Origin of the sequence: Nicoletella semolina (assembly GCF_004345745.1) — a bacterium.
GTDB classification, from domain to species: Bacteria; Pseudomonadota; Gammaproteobacteria; order Enterobacterales; family Pasteurellaceae; genus Nicoletella; species Nicoletella semolina.
In genome coordinates, this window is sequence record NZ_SLXJ01000004.1 from 53,829 (window position 1) to 68,421 (window position 14,593).

The following is a 14,593-nucleotide window of genomic DNA, read 5'->3' on the forward strand; positions in this document are numbered from 1 at the left end:
AGGCTCATTAAATAAACAATATTATTGGAGTGGTATATGCAATCGAAAGAAGAGCTTTCTAGTTATATAGATGGACATAATGTAGATCCAGTGTTTAGTGAAACATTATGCAGCAGTATTGAGTTGCAACAAAAATGGCAAAACTATCACATCATTCGTAGCGTAATACGTGGGGAAGAATTGCTTTTGGGGGCAGATTTCTCGGCTAAAATGGCTGCGTTATTAGATAATGAACAGATTGAGCGAGCGGTAGTCCCTGCATCTGATCCATTAGTGAATACTAAATCATCTAGAGATAAGATACTTAAATTAAAACGCTGGACAATGCCAGTTATGCAAATGGGGATCGCAGCGTCTGTTTGTTTTGTCGCTGTGTTTGGTGTAAATTCTTTTTATTCAGAAAATGAAATTGCACAAGTTGTTGAGTCAAGTCAGCCAACATTACAGACATTACCATTTAGCAATTCAATACAGCCAGTAAGCTACAATACTGAAAACCGTGATTTTATAAGTTCTCAGCAATTGGTTCATCAGCAATATCGTATTAATCGTTTACTGCAAGATTACATCTCACCACAGGGTTCTCGTTTGGAGGATAAATCGGATAAGTTTGATAGTACAAAAGAATCTGATCCTAGCCAATAAAGAGAGATTTGTTTAGACTAATTGAATTTCTGATCGGTTTTTTAAATAGTTCCCATAAGTTATCCTTCAAATACTTATGGGCTTTATTTTAATTTGATTCTATATACAGCAGATATAACCATAAAATATTTAAATACTTTCTTAGTTTCTTTTTATTTTTTATTAGCTTCACGGTGGTTGCACATCCGCCTTTAGCAATCTAGTCTACCTATAAAATTTCAGATACGGATATACAGATATTCATTCGTCAAATGAATAATATTGAACAGTGTATTTTTCCTGAATTAGGGCAGAAGAATTATCAGCAAGTTTATAATAGCTTGACCGAAAAAGATCGGTTATTAATGAGATATTATCGAGAGAAGGTATTAGAAGATTTAATTTCTTTAGAGAATATAATCAAAATAGCACAAGATCCTGAATCAAGAGATTATTTTTCTAAACAGGTTAATAAATTTAATCATCAGCGTGCGAGTGTTTCTCCTGAACTTTGTGATAAATTTAAAATAGAATACCAGCAGAAATATCAGCAGGTACAAGAAATGATGAATAAAGATGACGGCTAAACTAACACATTTTAAGGTTATTTTTTATGCAAATAAATGAGTAAGCTCATTCATTTGCATATTTTTTACTATTACTATTCGCTCTTCAATTGAGGCAGCACATTGTTTTGTACAGAGAGTAATCCTGTATCGGTATAAATACTTAATTTACCACGAGTATCCACAATATCCAAATTACGCATAGTTAATTGACCAATACGATCGGCTGGCGTAAACGGTGCGTCTTCCACTTTTTCCATACTTAAGCGTTCAGCTTCGTAAGTCAGGTTTGGTGATTGAGTATTGAGGATAGAATAATCGTTACCACGGCGTAATTCGAGCGTTACCGTGCCAGTAATAGCCTTGGCTACCCAGCGTTGGGCGGTTTCTCGTAGCATTAGGGCTTGTGGGTCAAACCAGCGACCTTGGTAAAGTAAACGCCCTAAACGCAATCCATTAATGCGATATTGTTCGATCGTATCTTCATTATGAATACCTGTAACTAAACGTTCATAGGCAATATGCAATAATGCCATTCCAGGTGCTTCATAAATCCCTCTTGACTTCGCCTCAATGATACGGTTCTCAATTTGGTCTGACATACCTAAACCGTGGCGACCACCAATGCGGTTAGCTTCTAAAATTAGCTCTACGGCATCATCAATACGCTTGCCATTTAATGCGACTGGCACGCCTTCTTCGAAGGTAACAGTAACTATTTCTGGTTTGATTTCAACAGATTGATCCCAAAATGCCACGCCCATAATCGGCTTAACAATGTGCATTCCTGTGCTTAATTCTTCCAAATCTTTTGCCTCATGGGTTGCACCCAGCATATTAGAGTCGGTGGAATAGGCTTTTTCCACCGACATTTTGTAGTCAAAGCCGTTAGCAATAAGGAATTGCGACATCTCAAAACGTCCGCCAAGTTCATCAATAAAGACTTGATCTAGCCACGGTTTATAGATTTTTAATTTTGGATTGGTCAATAGACCATAACGATAAAAACGCTCGATGTCATTGCCTTTAAAGGTTGAACCATCGCCCCAAATATTAACATCGTCTTCTTTCATTGCTGCCACAAGCATTGTACCTGTTACCGCACGACCAAGAGGCGTAGTATTGAAATAGGGGACGCCGCCTGTTGAAATATGAAAAGCACCGCACTGAATCGCAGCAATACCTTCGTGAGCGAGCTGTTTGCGGCAGTCGATTAATCGAGCATTTTCTGCACCATACTCCATTGCTTTTTGTGGAATAGCATTGTAATCGTCCTCATCAGGCTGACCTAAGTTTGCAGTGTAGGCGTAAGGTACAGCCCCTTTTTTACGCATCCATAATAGTGCTGCTGAAGTATCTAAGCCACCAGAAAAAGCAATACCGACTTTTTGTGAGAGGGGGAGAGTTTCAAGGATTGTAGCTGACATATAAATTCCTATTATTGTGTGATAATAAACGCAAGCAAACGATTGCGGAGTTGGGTGATTATATCGTACTAGAAAATAGCAAATATTACATCTAAAATCTTACGAGAAATAAGGTAAAGCGGTCTATTTATGTTATGCTAAAATTTTGCAAAAAAGTTGAGGATAAGAATGAAGAAGATTTTAGTGATTCGTAATGATAAAATTGGCGATTTTATGGTGAATTTCCCTGCTTTTGCTATGTTAAAGCAGTCTTTACCAAATGTTGAAATAGCTGCATTAGTGCCAGATTATACCGCCCCACTAGCCAAGCTTTGTCCGTCCATAGATCAGATTATTCTAGATACACAGGACAAAAATAATCCTGCAGAATTTCAGCGTATTTTGCAAACGATCAAAGTAGAACAATTTGATGCGGTGATTTGTTTTGTATCAAGTTGGTATAATGCCAAATTAACTTGGCGAAGTGGTATTCGTTATCGCCTTGCCCCTGCAACGAAGCTGTTTCAGTTTTTGTATAATCACCGTTTAACTCAACGACGATCCCGTTCAGAAAAATCAGAAAGCGAATATAACCTTGATTTAGTGCGTGCTTTTTTGACCGATCATAATGTAGTACCTATTGAACCTACATTTCCTTATTTGCAATTTTCAGCCGCAAAGATAATTTTTCAGCGACACAAACTTGCAAAAAATTTGTCTATTTCGACCGCTTGTAAATGGCTGTTTTTACACAGTTCAACGGGGGGATCTGCCAGTGCGCTGTCAGTAGAGCAATTTGCAGAGTTAATTCAAGGTATTTTGAATCGACATCAATGTGTTGTTGTGCTAACTGCTGGCAAAAATGAGGGAGAAAAGGCTCGCTTGTTGCAGAAAAAAATCAATCACTCTAATGTAGTTGTTTATGACCAAAATGAAGGACTAGAAGATTTTAGTTTATCATTAGCTTGTGCAGATTTAATGATAGCTTGCTCAACAGGACCGCTTCATATCGCAGGAGCGTTAAACGTGCCAACGATTGGATTTTATCCAAGCCGCTTGTCAGCAACTCCAAGACGTTGGCAGCCGATTAATGATCCAAATAAGCATATTGCTTTTGCTGCACCCTCTGACAAGGCTTCGCAAATGAATTTAAAGAAAATCTCTATTGAGCAAGCCCTGCCTCACATTTTATTATTTATTGATAAAATATGGGGTAATAGAGGCGTATAAATATTCAAATGATGGATTTTCATTAAATTTGAAATGATGGTTGTTTTTCCATGTAAATCATCGTATCAGTCGGTTCAAGAATTTCAGATAAAAAAAGACTCTCAGAAAGTCCGAGAGCCAGCTTTTAATCTGATTCAGTAATGAATGACTGTTTTATAAAAGGAGACAAATAAAACAAAGATTAAAAGCAAAAATAAGGAGAAATGTTGGCTCCTCCTGCTGGACTCGAACCAGCGACATATGGATTAACAGTCCACCGTTCTACCGACTGAACTAAGGAGGAAAAGAGTTACTGATAGTAGACTAATTGGATTTAGCTGTCAATCTCAGCTTTTAATCTCTCCACATACTGAACAATTTTGTTTCGGTAGCAGAAATTCACGCACGGAAAAATTTAATCCGTCAATGATCAATAATTTGCCTGATAAGGTTTTACCAATTTGCAACAGTACTTTAATTGTTTCTAATGCCTGCAAGCTGCCAATCACACCAACAATGGGTGCAATAACGCCTGATTCTACACAACTTAATACACTTTCACCGAATAGTTGGCTCAAACATTGGTAGCAAGACTCATCTTTTTGATAGGTAAACACACTAATTTGTCCTTCAAAACGGATTGCCGAGCCTGATATAAGCGGTCGTTTATGTGAAAAACATTGCAAATTTAGTATATTACGAATATCGACATTATCCGTGCAATCTACAATCACATCAAACTTTGGAATTAATCTCTGCCACTGTTCTGAAGTCAATTTAGCACAGATTTTTTCAATACAAATATTGGGATTTAATCTTTGCAAGCACTGTTTGGCAATATCCACTTTGGGCTGTCCAATATCTTCATCAGTGTATAAAATTTGACGCTGTAGATTAGATAATGAGATTGTATCGAAATCGACTAATGTCAGATTGCCCACGCCAGTACTTGCTAAATATTGTGAGCAAGCACACCCCAGCCCGCCTAGCCCAACAATCAGCACTCGACTGGCTTTGAGTTTTTCTTGTCCGTCAAAATCGACGCTTTTTAGCATAATTTGACGATTGTAACGCAGCATTTCGTGATCGGTTAGTTCCATAGCTATTCTATAATCTGGGTTAATTGAGGAGGTGATTAAACGGTTGAATGGTTACCGTTTCGCCAGCTTGCACGTCAGCTCGTTCCTGCTCAAGTACAATAAAGCAATTACTTTCTTGGAAAGCACTAAAGATATGTGATCCTTGCGTGCCAATACTTTTTACCTCTAATTTTCCTTGAGCATTGGTATAATAAAAACCTCGTTGGAAATCTTGTCTCCCTACGGCTTTTTTTAGAGGCTCTGTGGTACAAGCGGTTAAATTCGGTGAAAAATTTGCAATTTTTTCTGCTGAAACGCCCGCTAGTTTGAGTAATGCAGGTTGCACCAACTGATAAAATGTTACTAATGCTGAAACAGGGTTGCCAGGTAGACCAAAAAACCACGTTTTATTAAGCTTTCCAAAAGCGAAGGGCTTACCAGGTTTCATCGCAATTTTCCAGAAGTTAATTTTGCCCAATTTTTCAAGCACATCTTTCGTAAAATCAGCCTCGCCAACTGAAACACCACCGCTGGTAATTAGCACATCAGCAGCCTCTTGAGCTTGGCAGAACACTCGTTCAATCTGTTCAGAGCAATCAGGCAAAACACCGTAATCAATGATTTCGCAGTGTAATTTTTCTAACATTAAACGTATGGTAAAACGATTGGTATCGTAAATTTGTCCTGTTTTTAACGGTTTTCCGACGCTGACTAATTCATCGCCTGTTGAAAGAATAGCTACTTTGATACGAGAGAAAACGGCTACACGTTCAATGCCGAGTGAAGCCAATAGCGGCAAGGTTGTTACGTTAAGTTTTGTCCCTTTTTTTAGTACTAATGCTCCTTGTAAAATATCTTCTCCACAATGGCGAATATTGGCATTGCATTTTGGCAGCGTTAGGAAAGTGATCTTGCCCTGAGCATCAAGTTTGGTATTTTCTTGCATTACAACGGTGTCCGCTCCAGTTGGAATACAGGCTCCTGTCATTATTCTGACACATTCTCCAATGCCAATTTGTCCTTCAAATGGTCGCCCTGCAAAGGCTTTTCCCACGACAGTGAAATGCTGATGCTGATTTAAATCAGCAAAACGTATCGCATAACCGTCCATTGCTGAATTATCAAATCTTGGTATGGAAATAGGAGAAAAAATATCTTCAGCCAATACTCGATTGACCGCTTGATCTAGGTTGATATATTCACATTGTGTTGGTGAGGGGAGAGTGTTCAAAAGCTGAGTTAATGATTGAGCTAAGGTAAAAAGAGACATTATTTTTCCTTAATAAATGACGTGGACAGCTGTAAATATCAATAACGAAAATCCTCTCATTAGAGAGGATTTTTAAGGTTAGACAGTGCCTGATTGTGTAATGAAATCACGCAGACCAAGTAAAATATTATTGACTGCAACCGCACAAAGAATTAAGCCCATCACTCGACTAATAATTGCCGCACCCGCATTACCAATCAAATGTTGAATACGGTTTGCGGCCATTAACAATAAAAAGGTGATGAGTAATACCGATAGCATTATGCCTGTTGTGATCACTTGGTCTGAAAAGCTATAACGGTGGTTATCAGTAAGTAGCACGACTGCCATCATTGCCCCTGGTGAAGCTATTGAGGGAACAGCGAGCGGATAAACAGCTAATTCGTGTAAGTTACTTTTCATTTTAATTTCTTGATCTTGTTTACTTTCTCCAAAGATCATTGACAATGCAAACAAAAGCAAGACTAATCCCCCTGCAATTTGGAAAGCAGAAAGTGGAATTTGCATTGCATCGAGCAGCCATTGTCCTATCATTAAGAAAAAGAGTAGAATGCCAGCGGAAATAATAATCGCATTGCGTGCAATCTTGTGGCGATCTTCAGGAGATAATCCGACTGTTTTAGCAAGATAAACAGGAATTGAACCGATTGGATCAATGACTGCCCAAAGTACGACAAATTGTACAATTAATGAATCAAACATGAGCTTTCCTTGACTAAATAAAACGATGGGCTATTGTGCATTAAATTAACCTTAAAAAAAATAAATTATTCAAATTCCAATGATCTTTTTTACAAATTTAACCTTAAAACGTGGACAAAGCATATTACTTGAACAGGCTAATACGACCATTCATACAGGACAGAAAGTGGGACTGGTTGGAAAAAATGGCTGTGGAAAATCCTCTCTGTTTGCTTTATTAAAAAATGAACTTACTGCTGAAGGGGGAGAGGCAAAATATCCTCATCACTGGTCGATTGCTTGGGTAAATCAGGAAACGCCAGCCTTAGCCATTTCTGCAATAGAGTATGTTATTCAAGGTGACAGAGAGTATTGTCAGCTTATCGCACGACTGCAGCAAGCAAATGAAGACAATAACGGCAATCAAATTGCGTTACTCCACGGACAACTAGATCAAATTGATGCTTGGACAATAGAATCCCGAGCAGCAATATTGCTCAATGGCTTGGGTTTTACAACGGAGCAACTTACCCTCCCTGTGAAATCATTCTCAGGTGGTTGGCGAATGCGTTTAAATCTCGCTCAAGCATTAATTTGTCGTTCTGATTTGTTGTTACTTGATGAACCGACAAACCATCTTGATTTAGATGCGGTTATTTGGCTCGAACGCTGGCTTGAGCAATATCGGGGTACACTTTTGCTTATTTCGCACGACCGTGATTTCCTCGATCCTATCATCAATCGAGTGTTACATATAGAACAGCAGAAACTGCACGACTACACAGGCAACTACAGTGCATTTGAAATTCAGCGTGCCACAAAATTGGTTCAACAAAATGCGGCTTATCAACAGCAGCAGCAAAAAATTGCTCATTTACAGCAATTTATTACACGCTTTAAAGCGAAAGCCAGTAAAGCCAAACAGGCACAAAGTCGTGTTAAAGCATTGGAAAAAATGGAACTGATCGCACCAGCCTATCTAGATAACCCCTTTTCTTTTGCGTTTAAATCGCCATTATCGCTACCAAGTCCATTACTTGCTATGGAAAAAGTCAGTGCAGGCTATGCGGATACTACCATTTTGCATTCGATCAAATTAAATCTTGTCCCTGGTTCTCGTATCGGACTGCTTGGTAAGAATGGTGCAGGCAAATCGACACTGATTAAATTGCTTGCGGGTGAAATTCAAGCACAATCAGGTCATACACAGCTGGCAAAAGGTGTGCAATTGGGTTATTTTGCACAGCATCAATTAGACACTCTACGTCCAGATGAAAATGCGTTGTGGCATTTAGCTCGCCTTGCACCTGAACAAGCGGAGCAAGAGCTGCGTAATTATTTAGGCGGTTTTGATTTTCACGGCGATAAGGTTAAGCAATCTGTTCATACATTTTCTGGAGGGGAAAAAGCTCGATTGGTACTGGCTCTCATTGTTTGGCAACGACCAAATCTTTTATTACTTGATGAACCAACAAACCATCTCGATCTTGATATGCGTCAAGCACTCACAGAAGCACTTACGCACTATCAAGGTTCACTCGTGATTGTTTCACACGACCGCCATCTCTTGCGTAGTACAGTTGATGAATTTTATCTTGTTAATAATGGCGAGGTGGCAGAATTTAAGGGGGATCTGGACGATTATCAAAAATGGCTAAGTGAACAGAATACACTTGAATTTGCAAAAAAATCAGTTAATTCAAGTGCTTGTTCTGCTGAAAATGGCTCACAAAATTATCAGCAAAAGGACCGTAAAGAACAAAAGCGACTTGATGCGGAACGTCGCCAACAGGCTGCCCCATTACGCAAAAAATTAACGCAGTTAGAGACGGAATTATCTCAACTCACTGAAAAATTAGCGTCCTTAGAAAATGTTCTTACAAGTCCTGAAATCTATCAAGCGGAGAATAAATCCAAATTGACGCAAATATTATCTGAACAAGTTGGTGTTAAAAAACAGGTTGAAGAATTGGAACTTCAATGGTTAGCCTTGCAAGAGGAATTAGAGAATATCATCGTCCAAACCAAGTGACAAATGATTAGAAAAATACTTGTTTTATAAATATCAATAAGATCGACCCTACAATTATATAGTCTAGAAATCAAATTCTCTCAACAAAGATTAGTGTTACGGAACGATAATACAAGGGATTTTTTTATCATTTCTAGTACCTTTACAAATAATCCGCTTTTTTTTTATGGAATTACAGTTATAATTATCCCATATAAAAATTATGGGATTTATTTTTGAGGAAATATAATGAAAAAAAACGCTATTACGCTGGCATTTTTAGCACTTTTTTCCGCCAATGGTGCAAATGCAAATAACGTTGAGCAGCTAGAGGAAATTCAAGTGAATGCGAGTACTGGTAAAACAGGCTCTATACTCAATGGGAAAATGAACATTAGCGATCAAGTTATTGATCGCTCAAGCCTTAAAACACGCTCTGCAACATTAGGTAATGCACTGGCAGGCGAACTTGGAGTGCATTCCAATCCTTTTGGTGGGGGGGCGAGTAAACCAATTATACGTGGACAAGATGGCGTGCGTGTAAAAATCTTACAAAATAGTACAGATGTCATTGATGTTTCTTCACTTTCTCCTGATCATGTGGTGGCAGCAGATACTTTGCTTGCTAGTCAGGTTGAAATTGTACGAGGTGCGAATACATTGCTATACAGCACAGCTTCGCCTGCTGGAGTGGTGAATGTTGTCGATGGACGTATTCCTAACCAAATGCCATTTGGTGCGGTAATACCTAATATCGAGGGTGAAGCGTTAGTACGCTACAACACGGCGAGTAATGAAATTGCAACCACCGCAGGTGCTACTCTGGGAATAGGTGATCATCTTGCCCTTAGGGTTGAAGGCTTAAAACGTAAGGCTAACGATTATAAAGTTCCCCACTTCCAAGCAGACAAACCACTAAATTATCTACCAGGTAGCGACAATAAATCCACTGTGGGTACTGTTGGACTTTCCTTTATTCACGATAAAGGTTATTTGGGGGCATCTTACAGCCAACGACAAGATAAGTATAGTATCCCAGGGCATATTCATTGTGGCAGCAATAAAGAGCATTTTCTCAGCTTTTATGGTTCTGGGCGTTATTATCTGAATATTTACCCACATCTGATGTCAGATAGGGATTATAGCGACAATCCACACACGCATTGTAAGCACGATCACGATGAGCCAAGCCATGACAACCCCTTAGGTTTTCAGGTCAACCATGAACATGATACACCATGGATTGATATGAAAACCAAGCGTTATGATGTTCGTGGTGAATTGAAACAGCCGATTAGAGGCTTAGATAAAATCAAACTTAGCCTAACTTATGCTGACTATCATCACAATGAAAAAGACCCAGGTAATGAGCAAACTTTCAGTAACTACAAATCCGCCAGTCGTGATACCACTTTGGATAAGGGCAGTGCCAGCTCTGTGTTCAAGAATAGAGGCTTTAATAGTCGCCTAGAATTTTTCCACACGCCAACCCATTATTTAAGCGGTATGTTTGGCATACAATATCAAACGCAAAAATCCAGTGCAGGAGAGCCTTACCTACCTAGCTATTTTGAATCTGCAGCCGCTTTTGAAGAAGCTCAGGCAAACAATGTAAACCGATACCGTCCATATTTGCTGGTTCCTAACACCAATAAAAGTTTAAGTATTTTTGGTTTAGAACGCTTAAAGCTTGATCAATTAACGCTAGAAGCGGCAATGCGTTATGAACAGCAAAAAACACCTGTTCATTATGATAAAGAACTGCTGGATCACGCCTATAAAAGCTTGACACAAGATCCAAACAGACCCAAGGTATACGAAATAGAAAGTCAAGAAACCTTGGATAAACTCATGGCACCTTTTCGCCAAAGAGCATTATCATACGCAGCTACCGCTGCCTATGACGTCACGCCAGAAAATCGCATCTCTTTCACCTATTCGCATAATGAACGTATTCCTTCACCAATGGAGCTTTATTATCACGGGCATCATTTAGCTACCAGCTCATTTGAACACGGTAATAAAGATTTAGTTAAAGAAAAATCGAATAACTACGAATTGGCATTTCGTCATACTGGCAAGAACTTGACGTATAAAGCAAGCGGATATTACAGTGACTTTGACAATTATATTTTCAATGAAAATGTGCAAAAAGAAGGCAATCTTTATCTACGTCGTTATAACCAAACCACTGCAAAATTCTATGGCTTAGAAGGTGAGTTAAACTATCAGGTCCACCCTGATCATACCATTACGCTCTTTGGAGATGTGGTGCGTGGAAAAATTGGTAAACTTTCACCTGTTGTGGGTAAATTACTTCCTACTGGTACTAAACACGAACTGACAGAAGATGCAGATCAAATGCGTGTTGATGAAGATGGCTATACTGTGCCACAAGTCATACCCAAAGGCAGAAAGTTTATCCCTAATCCAGATTATGCAACAGCTGCCAGCTGTACAACCAAAACCGCAGAAGAATGGTTTAGTATCAATGAAGATAGTGAGTGCCTCACTGAGGTTAATGTCTATAAAAACGGTACTACCACACCAGGCGATGAGGATTATGATAAACTGGCTCGTCCAGCAACTAATGCACCACGTGTCCCACCAATTCGTTTAGGTTTCCGTTGGCAAGGTTATTTCAATGAAAATTGGTCAGCAAGTCTAGAATACACCAAAATGTTTGCACAAAAACGGGTTTCTACTTCAACAATAGCAATTAGACCCGACGATCGTAACCCTAAAGGCTGTAAACGTGGTGATGCTAGTGGTTGTAAGATTGATACCTATAATAAAAATAATCTTAAAATGGTTCCAAGACACGTTACAGAAACTCAAACTAAGGGTTATAACCTTGTGAATGCAGGTATCGACTATAATAAGGTAATTAAGAATGTTGATTATACGTTCTCATTACGAGCAAATAACTTGTTAAATGAGCAAATTTATATTCACAACTCGTTCCTACCCTATGTACCACAAATGGGTAGAAATTTTGTGTTTGCTATTAATGCGAAGTTCTAAGAGCAGTGAATAAAATGAACATTCTTAGCTAAATCTTTAAGGTGCAGATAATAAAAAAATCTGCACCTTAATCGTTTGAACTTAACCTAACGTTTAAAGTGCAGAGAAATAAATTTAGATTTTTTTATCGACTTTCCTTACTCATACTCTTCAAGCCAAATAGTCAAAATTGCTTCAAGAATATGCTCATTTGATGCTTCGGGATCATCATCGAAATCTGCCATCTCGCAGATCCATTTGTGCATATCAGTAAAACGTACCGTAGTAGGATCTAAATCTGGATTCATATCATACAGATTTTCCGCAATCATTCGAGTATCAGTCCATTTCATTAGTGTGCCGCCTCATTTGCATGATTTAAATTATATTTTGGAATTTCCACAACAAGATCTTCCTCACCTACAACACATTGACAGCTTAAACGACTATCCATCTCTAGTCCCCAAGCCTTGTCTAGCATGTCTTCTTCTTGATCGCTAGTATCATTAAGGGAGTCAAACCCTTCACGAATAACTACGTGGCAAGTTGTACACGCACAAGAGCAATCACAAGCGTGATGGATTTCTACACCAGCTTCGTGAGCCACTTCTAATAAATTCGCTCCACTTTCTGCCTCAATCACCATTCCTTCTGGGCAAAATTCTTCGTGTGGTAAAAAAACAATTTTTGGCATAGTTTCCTCTTTAGTTCATCAAAATAGTCTCTGCTCAAAAAGAGCCGAGAGGGAAATTTTCACACACTTGCAAGCGGTCATTTTTACCGATTTTCTTGCAAATTACGTTTTTGATTTCCCAAGTCCCTCTTTAAAAAGAGGGAAGTAAAAGTTAGATAATTTCATCAACCGCTTTACCAGCAAGAGCTTTTTGGATTGATAAATTCATGCGTTTTGCTGCAAATTCTTGCGTTGCAATATCTAACGCTTTTGTTCCTTCTGCAATGGCAAAACGATCGGTGCCTTTTTTTAATTCAATCAAATGCGTCAGAGCAGCTTCAATTGCGTTAAATTCGTCTTTGGTTAGAATCGCATCGCCATCTATTTTTAGTGCATTGACTACGCTATCAATGACTCGATCTGCTTCTACTTGTTGCTCTGCTAACAGACGGGCTTCCATATCTTCTTTGGCATTGCTCATTGAAGATTTAATCATTTGAGTAATTTCTTCATCGGTTAAACCATAAGAGGGTTTAATCTGAATCGAAGCCTGTACTTTTGTTGATTTTTCCATTGCTGTTACACTTAATAAGCCGTCAGCATCAACCTGGTAAGTCACTCTCACCGTTGCACTTCCTGCAACCATTGGTGGAATACCTCGTAGCGTAAAACGGGCTAAAGAGCGGTTATCATTCACTAACTCTCTCTCACCTTGTACAACGTGAACAGTCATCGCAGTTTGACCATCTTTAAACGTCGTAAATTCTTGTGCTCTTGCCACAGGGATTGTTGTATTACGTGGAATAATTTTTTCCACCAAGCCACCCATTGTTTCAATACCGAGCGAAAGTGGCACCACATCTAACAGTAACATTTCACTTTCTGGCTTGTTGCCGACCAAAATGTCAGCTTGAATCGCCGCTCCTAATGCAACAACCTTATCAGGATCAATAGAGGTAAGTGGTGTTTTGCCGAAGAATTCGCCCACTTGCTCACGTATAAATGGCACACGAGTTGAACCACCTACCATCACCACTTCATGGATAACCTCATTTTCTAAGCCAGCATCTCTCATTGCACGGCGACACGTTAGCAGTGAGCGTTTAACAAGCGGTTGGATCAACTCATTAAATTGCATACGGCTTATCGAACCTTGCCAATCTGCAAATTTTATTTCCGTTTCGACCGCTTGTGAAAGAGCAATTTTGATTTGAGTCGCAAGGGTTAAAAGCTCACGCTGTTCGCTAGCGGTTTGTACCGCTACACTAGCCTGTTTTGCGATCCAATCTGCCAATAAATGGTCAAAATCATCGCCACCTAAAGTAGTATCGCCTGCCGTTGCTAACACTTCAAACACGCCACGACTTAGGCGCAAGATCGAAATATCAAAGGTACCACCGCCCAAATCATATACAGCAATCACGCCTTCTTGACCGCTATCTAAACCGTAGGCAATCGCTGCTGCTGTTGGTTCGTTAATCAAACGCAGCACGTTTAAACCAGCCAAGCGAGCGGCGTCTTTAGTGCTTTGGCGTTGTGCATCATCAAAATAAGCTGGCACGGTAATCACCACGCCTGCTAATTCGCCAGCTAAACGCTTTTCAGCAAATTGGCTTAAATGACTCAAAATATCTGCTGATACTTCCACAGGGCTTTTATTGCCTTGTTCCGTTGCTAATAGCGGCAAACCGTTATCGCTTGCTATAAACTGGTAAGGTAAATTTGGATAGCGACTCTGCACATCTGCCAGCGAACGCCCAATTAAGCGTTTTGATGAAATGATCGTATTTTGCGGATCTTCTGCGGCTTTTTCAAAGGCTTTTACTCCAACGATTTTTTTATTCTCACTGTCTTGCGTATTTTTTCCATAATGGACTACAGACGGTATTAACGCACATTCTTGCTCATCTAATAACACCTCTGCTGTGCCGTTGCGTACAGTCGCCACTAAAGAATTGGTTGTACCGAGGTCAATTCCTACCGCTAATTTTACTTGATGAGGTGCGGCTGTCTGCCCTGGTTCTGCGATTTGAAGTAATGCCATTTCTCTTTCCTTTACAAATTTTTCTCT

General features: G+C 39.3%; 12 protein-coding genes and 1 tRNA gene. 5 read left to right on the forward strand and 8 right to left on the reverse strand.

Annotated features, from left to right (window positions below):
• The first annotated feature begins 36 nt into the window (after nt 1–36).
• The gene (locus EV693_RS03795; protein ID WP_132501056.1) at nt 37–645 is read left to right on the forward strand and encodes a sigma-E factor negative regulatory protein; all 609 of its coding nucleotides are present in this window, start codon (nt 37–39) and stop codon (nt 643–645) included.
• 215 nt (nt 646–860) lie between these two features.
• Nucleotides 861–1,211, forward strand: a complete 351-nt coding sequence (locus tag EV693_RS03800; RefSeq protein ID WP_279432608.1) for a DUF5358 family protein — start codon at nt 861–863, stop codon at nt 1,209–1,211.
• Between the two features lie 74 nt (nt 1,212–1,285).
• On the opposite strand, the gene argG is transcribed toward EV693_RS03800, so the two are convergent.
• The gene (gene argG / locus EV693_RS03805; RefSeq protein ID WP_132501058.1) at nt 1,286–2,617 is read right to left on the reverse strand and encodes an argininosuccinate synthase; all 1,332 of its coding nucleotides are present in this window, start codon (nt 2,615–2,617) and stop codon (nt 1,286–1,288) included.
• Between the two features lie 168 nt (nt 2,618–2,785).
• On the opposite strand from argG, the gene EV693_RS03810 reads away from it, so the two are divergent.
• Nucleotides 2,786–3,826 carry a glycosyltransferase family 9 protein gene (locus EV693_RS03810; RefSeq protein ID WP_132501059.1) on the forward strand — a complete coding sequence of 347 codons (1,041 nt, stop codon included), beginning with the start codon at nt 2,786–2,788 and terminating at the stop codon, nt 3,824–3,826.
• A 207-nt stretch (nt 3,827–4,033) separates the two neighbouring features.
• Here EV693_RS03810 and EV693_RS03815 read toward each other — a convergent pair.
• The 4 genes from EV693_RS03815 to EV693_RS03830 form a co-directional block, all read right to left on the reverse strand.
• Nucleotides 4,034–4,109, reverse strand: a tRNA-Asn gene (locus EV693_RS03815).
• Nucleotides 4,110–4,152: 43 nt separating this feature from the next.
• Nucleotides 4,153–4,905: a molybdopterin-synthase adenylyltransferase MoeB gene (gene moeB, locus EV693_RS03820; RefSeq protein WP_132501060.1), complete on the reverse strand. Its 753-nt coding sequence runs from the start codon at nt 4,903–4,905 to the stop codon at nt 4,153–4,155.
• A gap of 19 nt (nt 4,906–4,924) precedes the next feature.
• Nucleotides 4,925–6,154 (reverse strand): molybdopterin molybdotransferase MoeA, encoded by a 1,230-nt coding sequence (moeA, locus tag EV693_RS03825; protein WP_132501061.1) that lies wholly within the window; start codon nt 6,152–6,154, stop codon nt 4,925–4,927.
• Between the two features lie 78 nt (nt 6,155–6,232).
• Complete coding sequence (locus tag EV693_RS03830) at nt 6,233–6,856, reverse strand: MarC family protein (RefSeq protein ID WP_132501062.1); 624 nt, start codon at nt 6,854–6,856, stop codon at nt 6,233–6,235.
• A 79-nt stretch (nt 6,857–6,935) separates the two neighbouring features.
• Here EV693_RS03830 and EV693_RS03835 point away from each other — a divergent pair, with 79 nt between their 5' ends.
• Nucleotides 6,936–8,867 (forward strand): ABC transporter ATP-binding protein, encoded by a 1,932-nt coding sequence (locus tag EV693_RS03835; protein WP_132501063.1) that lies wholly within the window; start codon nt 6,936–6,938, stop codon nt 8,865–8,867.
• 228 nt (nt 8,868–9,095) lie between these two features.
• Nucleotides 9,096–11,870: a TonB-dependent receptor gene (locus EV693_RS03840; RefSeq protein WP_132501064.1), complete on the forward strand. Its 2,775-nt coding sequence runs from the start codon at nt 9,096–9,098 to the stop codon at nt 11,868–11,870.
• A 137-nt stretch (nt 11,871–12,007) separates the two neighbouring features.
• Here EV693_RS03840 and iscX read toward each other — a convergent pair whose 3' ends face one another.
• From iscX to hscA, 3 genes are all read right to left on the reverse strand, one after another.
• Nucleotides 12,008–12,202 (reverse strand): Fe-S cluster assembly protein IscX, encoded by a 195-nt coding sequence (iscX, locus tag EV693_RS03845; protein WP_132501065.1) that lies wholly within the window; start codon nt 12,200–12,202, stop codon nt 12,008–12,010.
• Entirely contained in the window at nt 12,202–12,543 is a 342-nt protein-coding gene (gene fdx, locus EV693_RS03850; RefSeq protein WP_132501066.1) for an ISC system 2Fe-2S type ferredoxin, read from the reverse strand. Before fdx ends, iscX begins: the two co-directional genes overlap by 1 nt.
• 151 nt (nt 12,544–12,694) lie before the next feature.
• Nucleotides 12,695–14,566 carry a Fe-S protein assembly chaperone HscA gene (hscA, locus tag EV693_RS03855; RefSeq protein ID WP_132501067.1) on the reverse strand — a complete coding sequence of 624 codons (1,872 nt, stop codon included), beginning with the start codon at nt 14,564–14,566 and terminating at the stop codon, nt 12,695–12,697.
• Nucleotides 14,567–14,593: the final 27 nt, after the last annotated feature.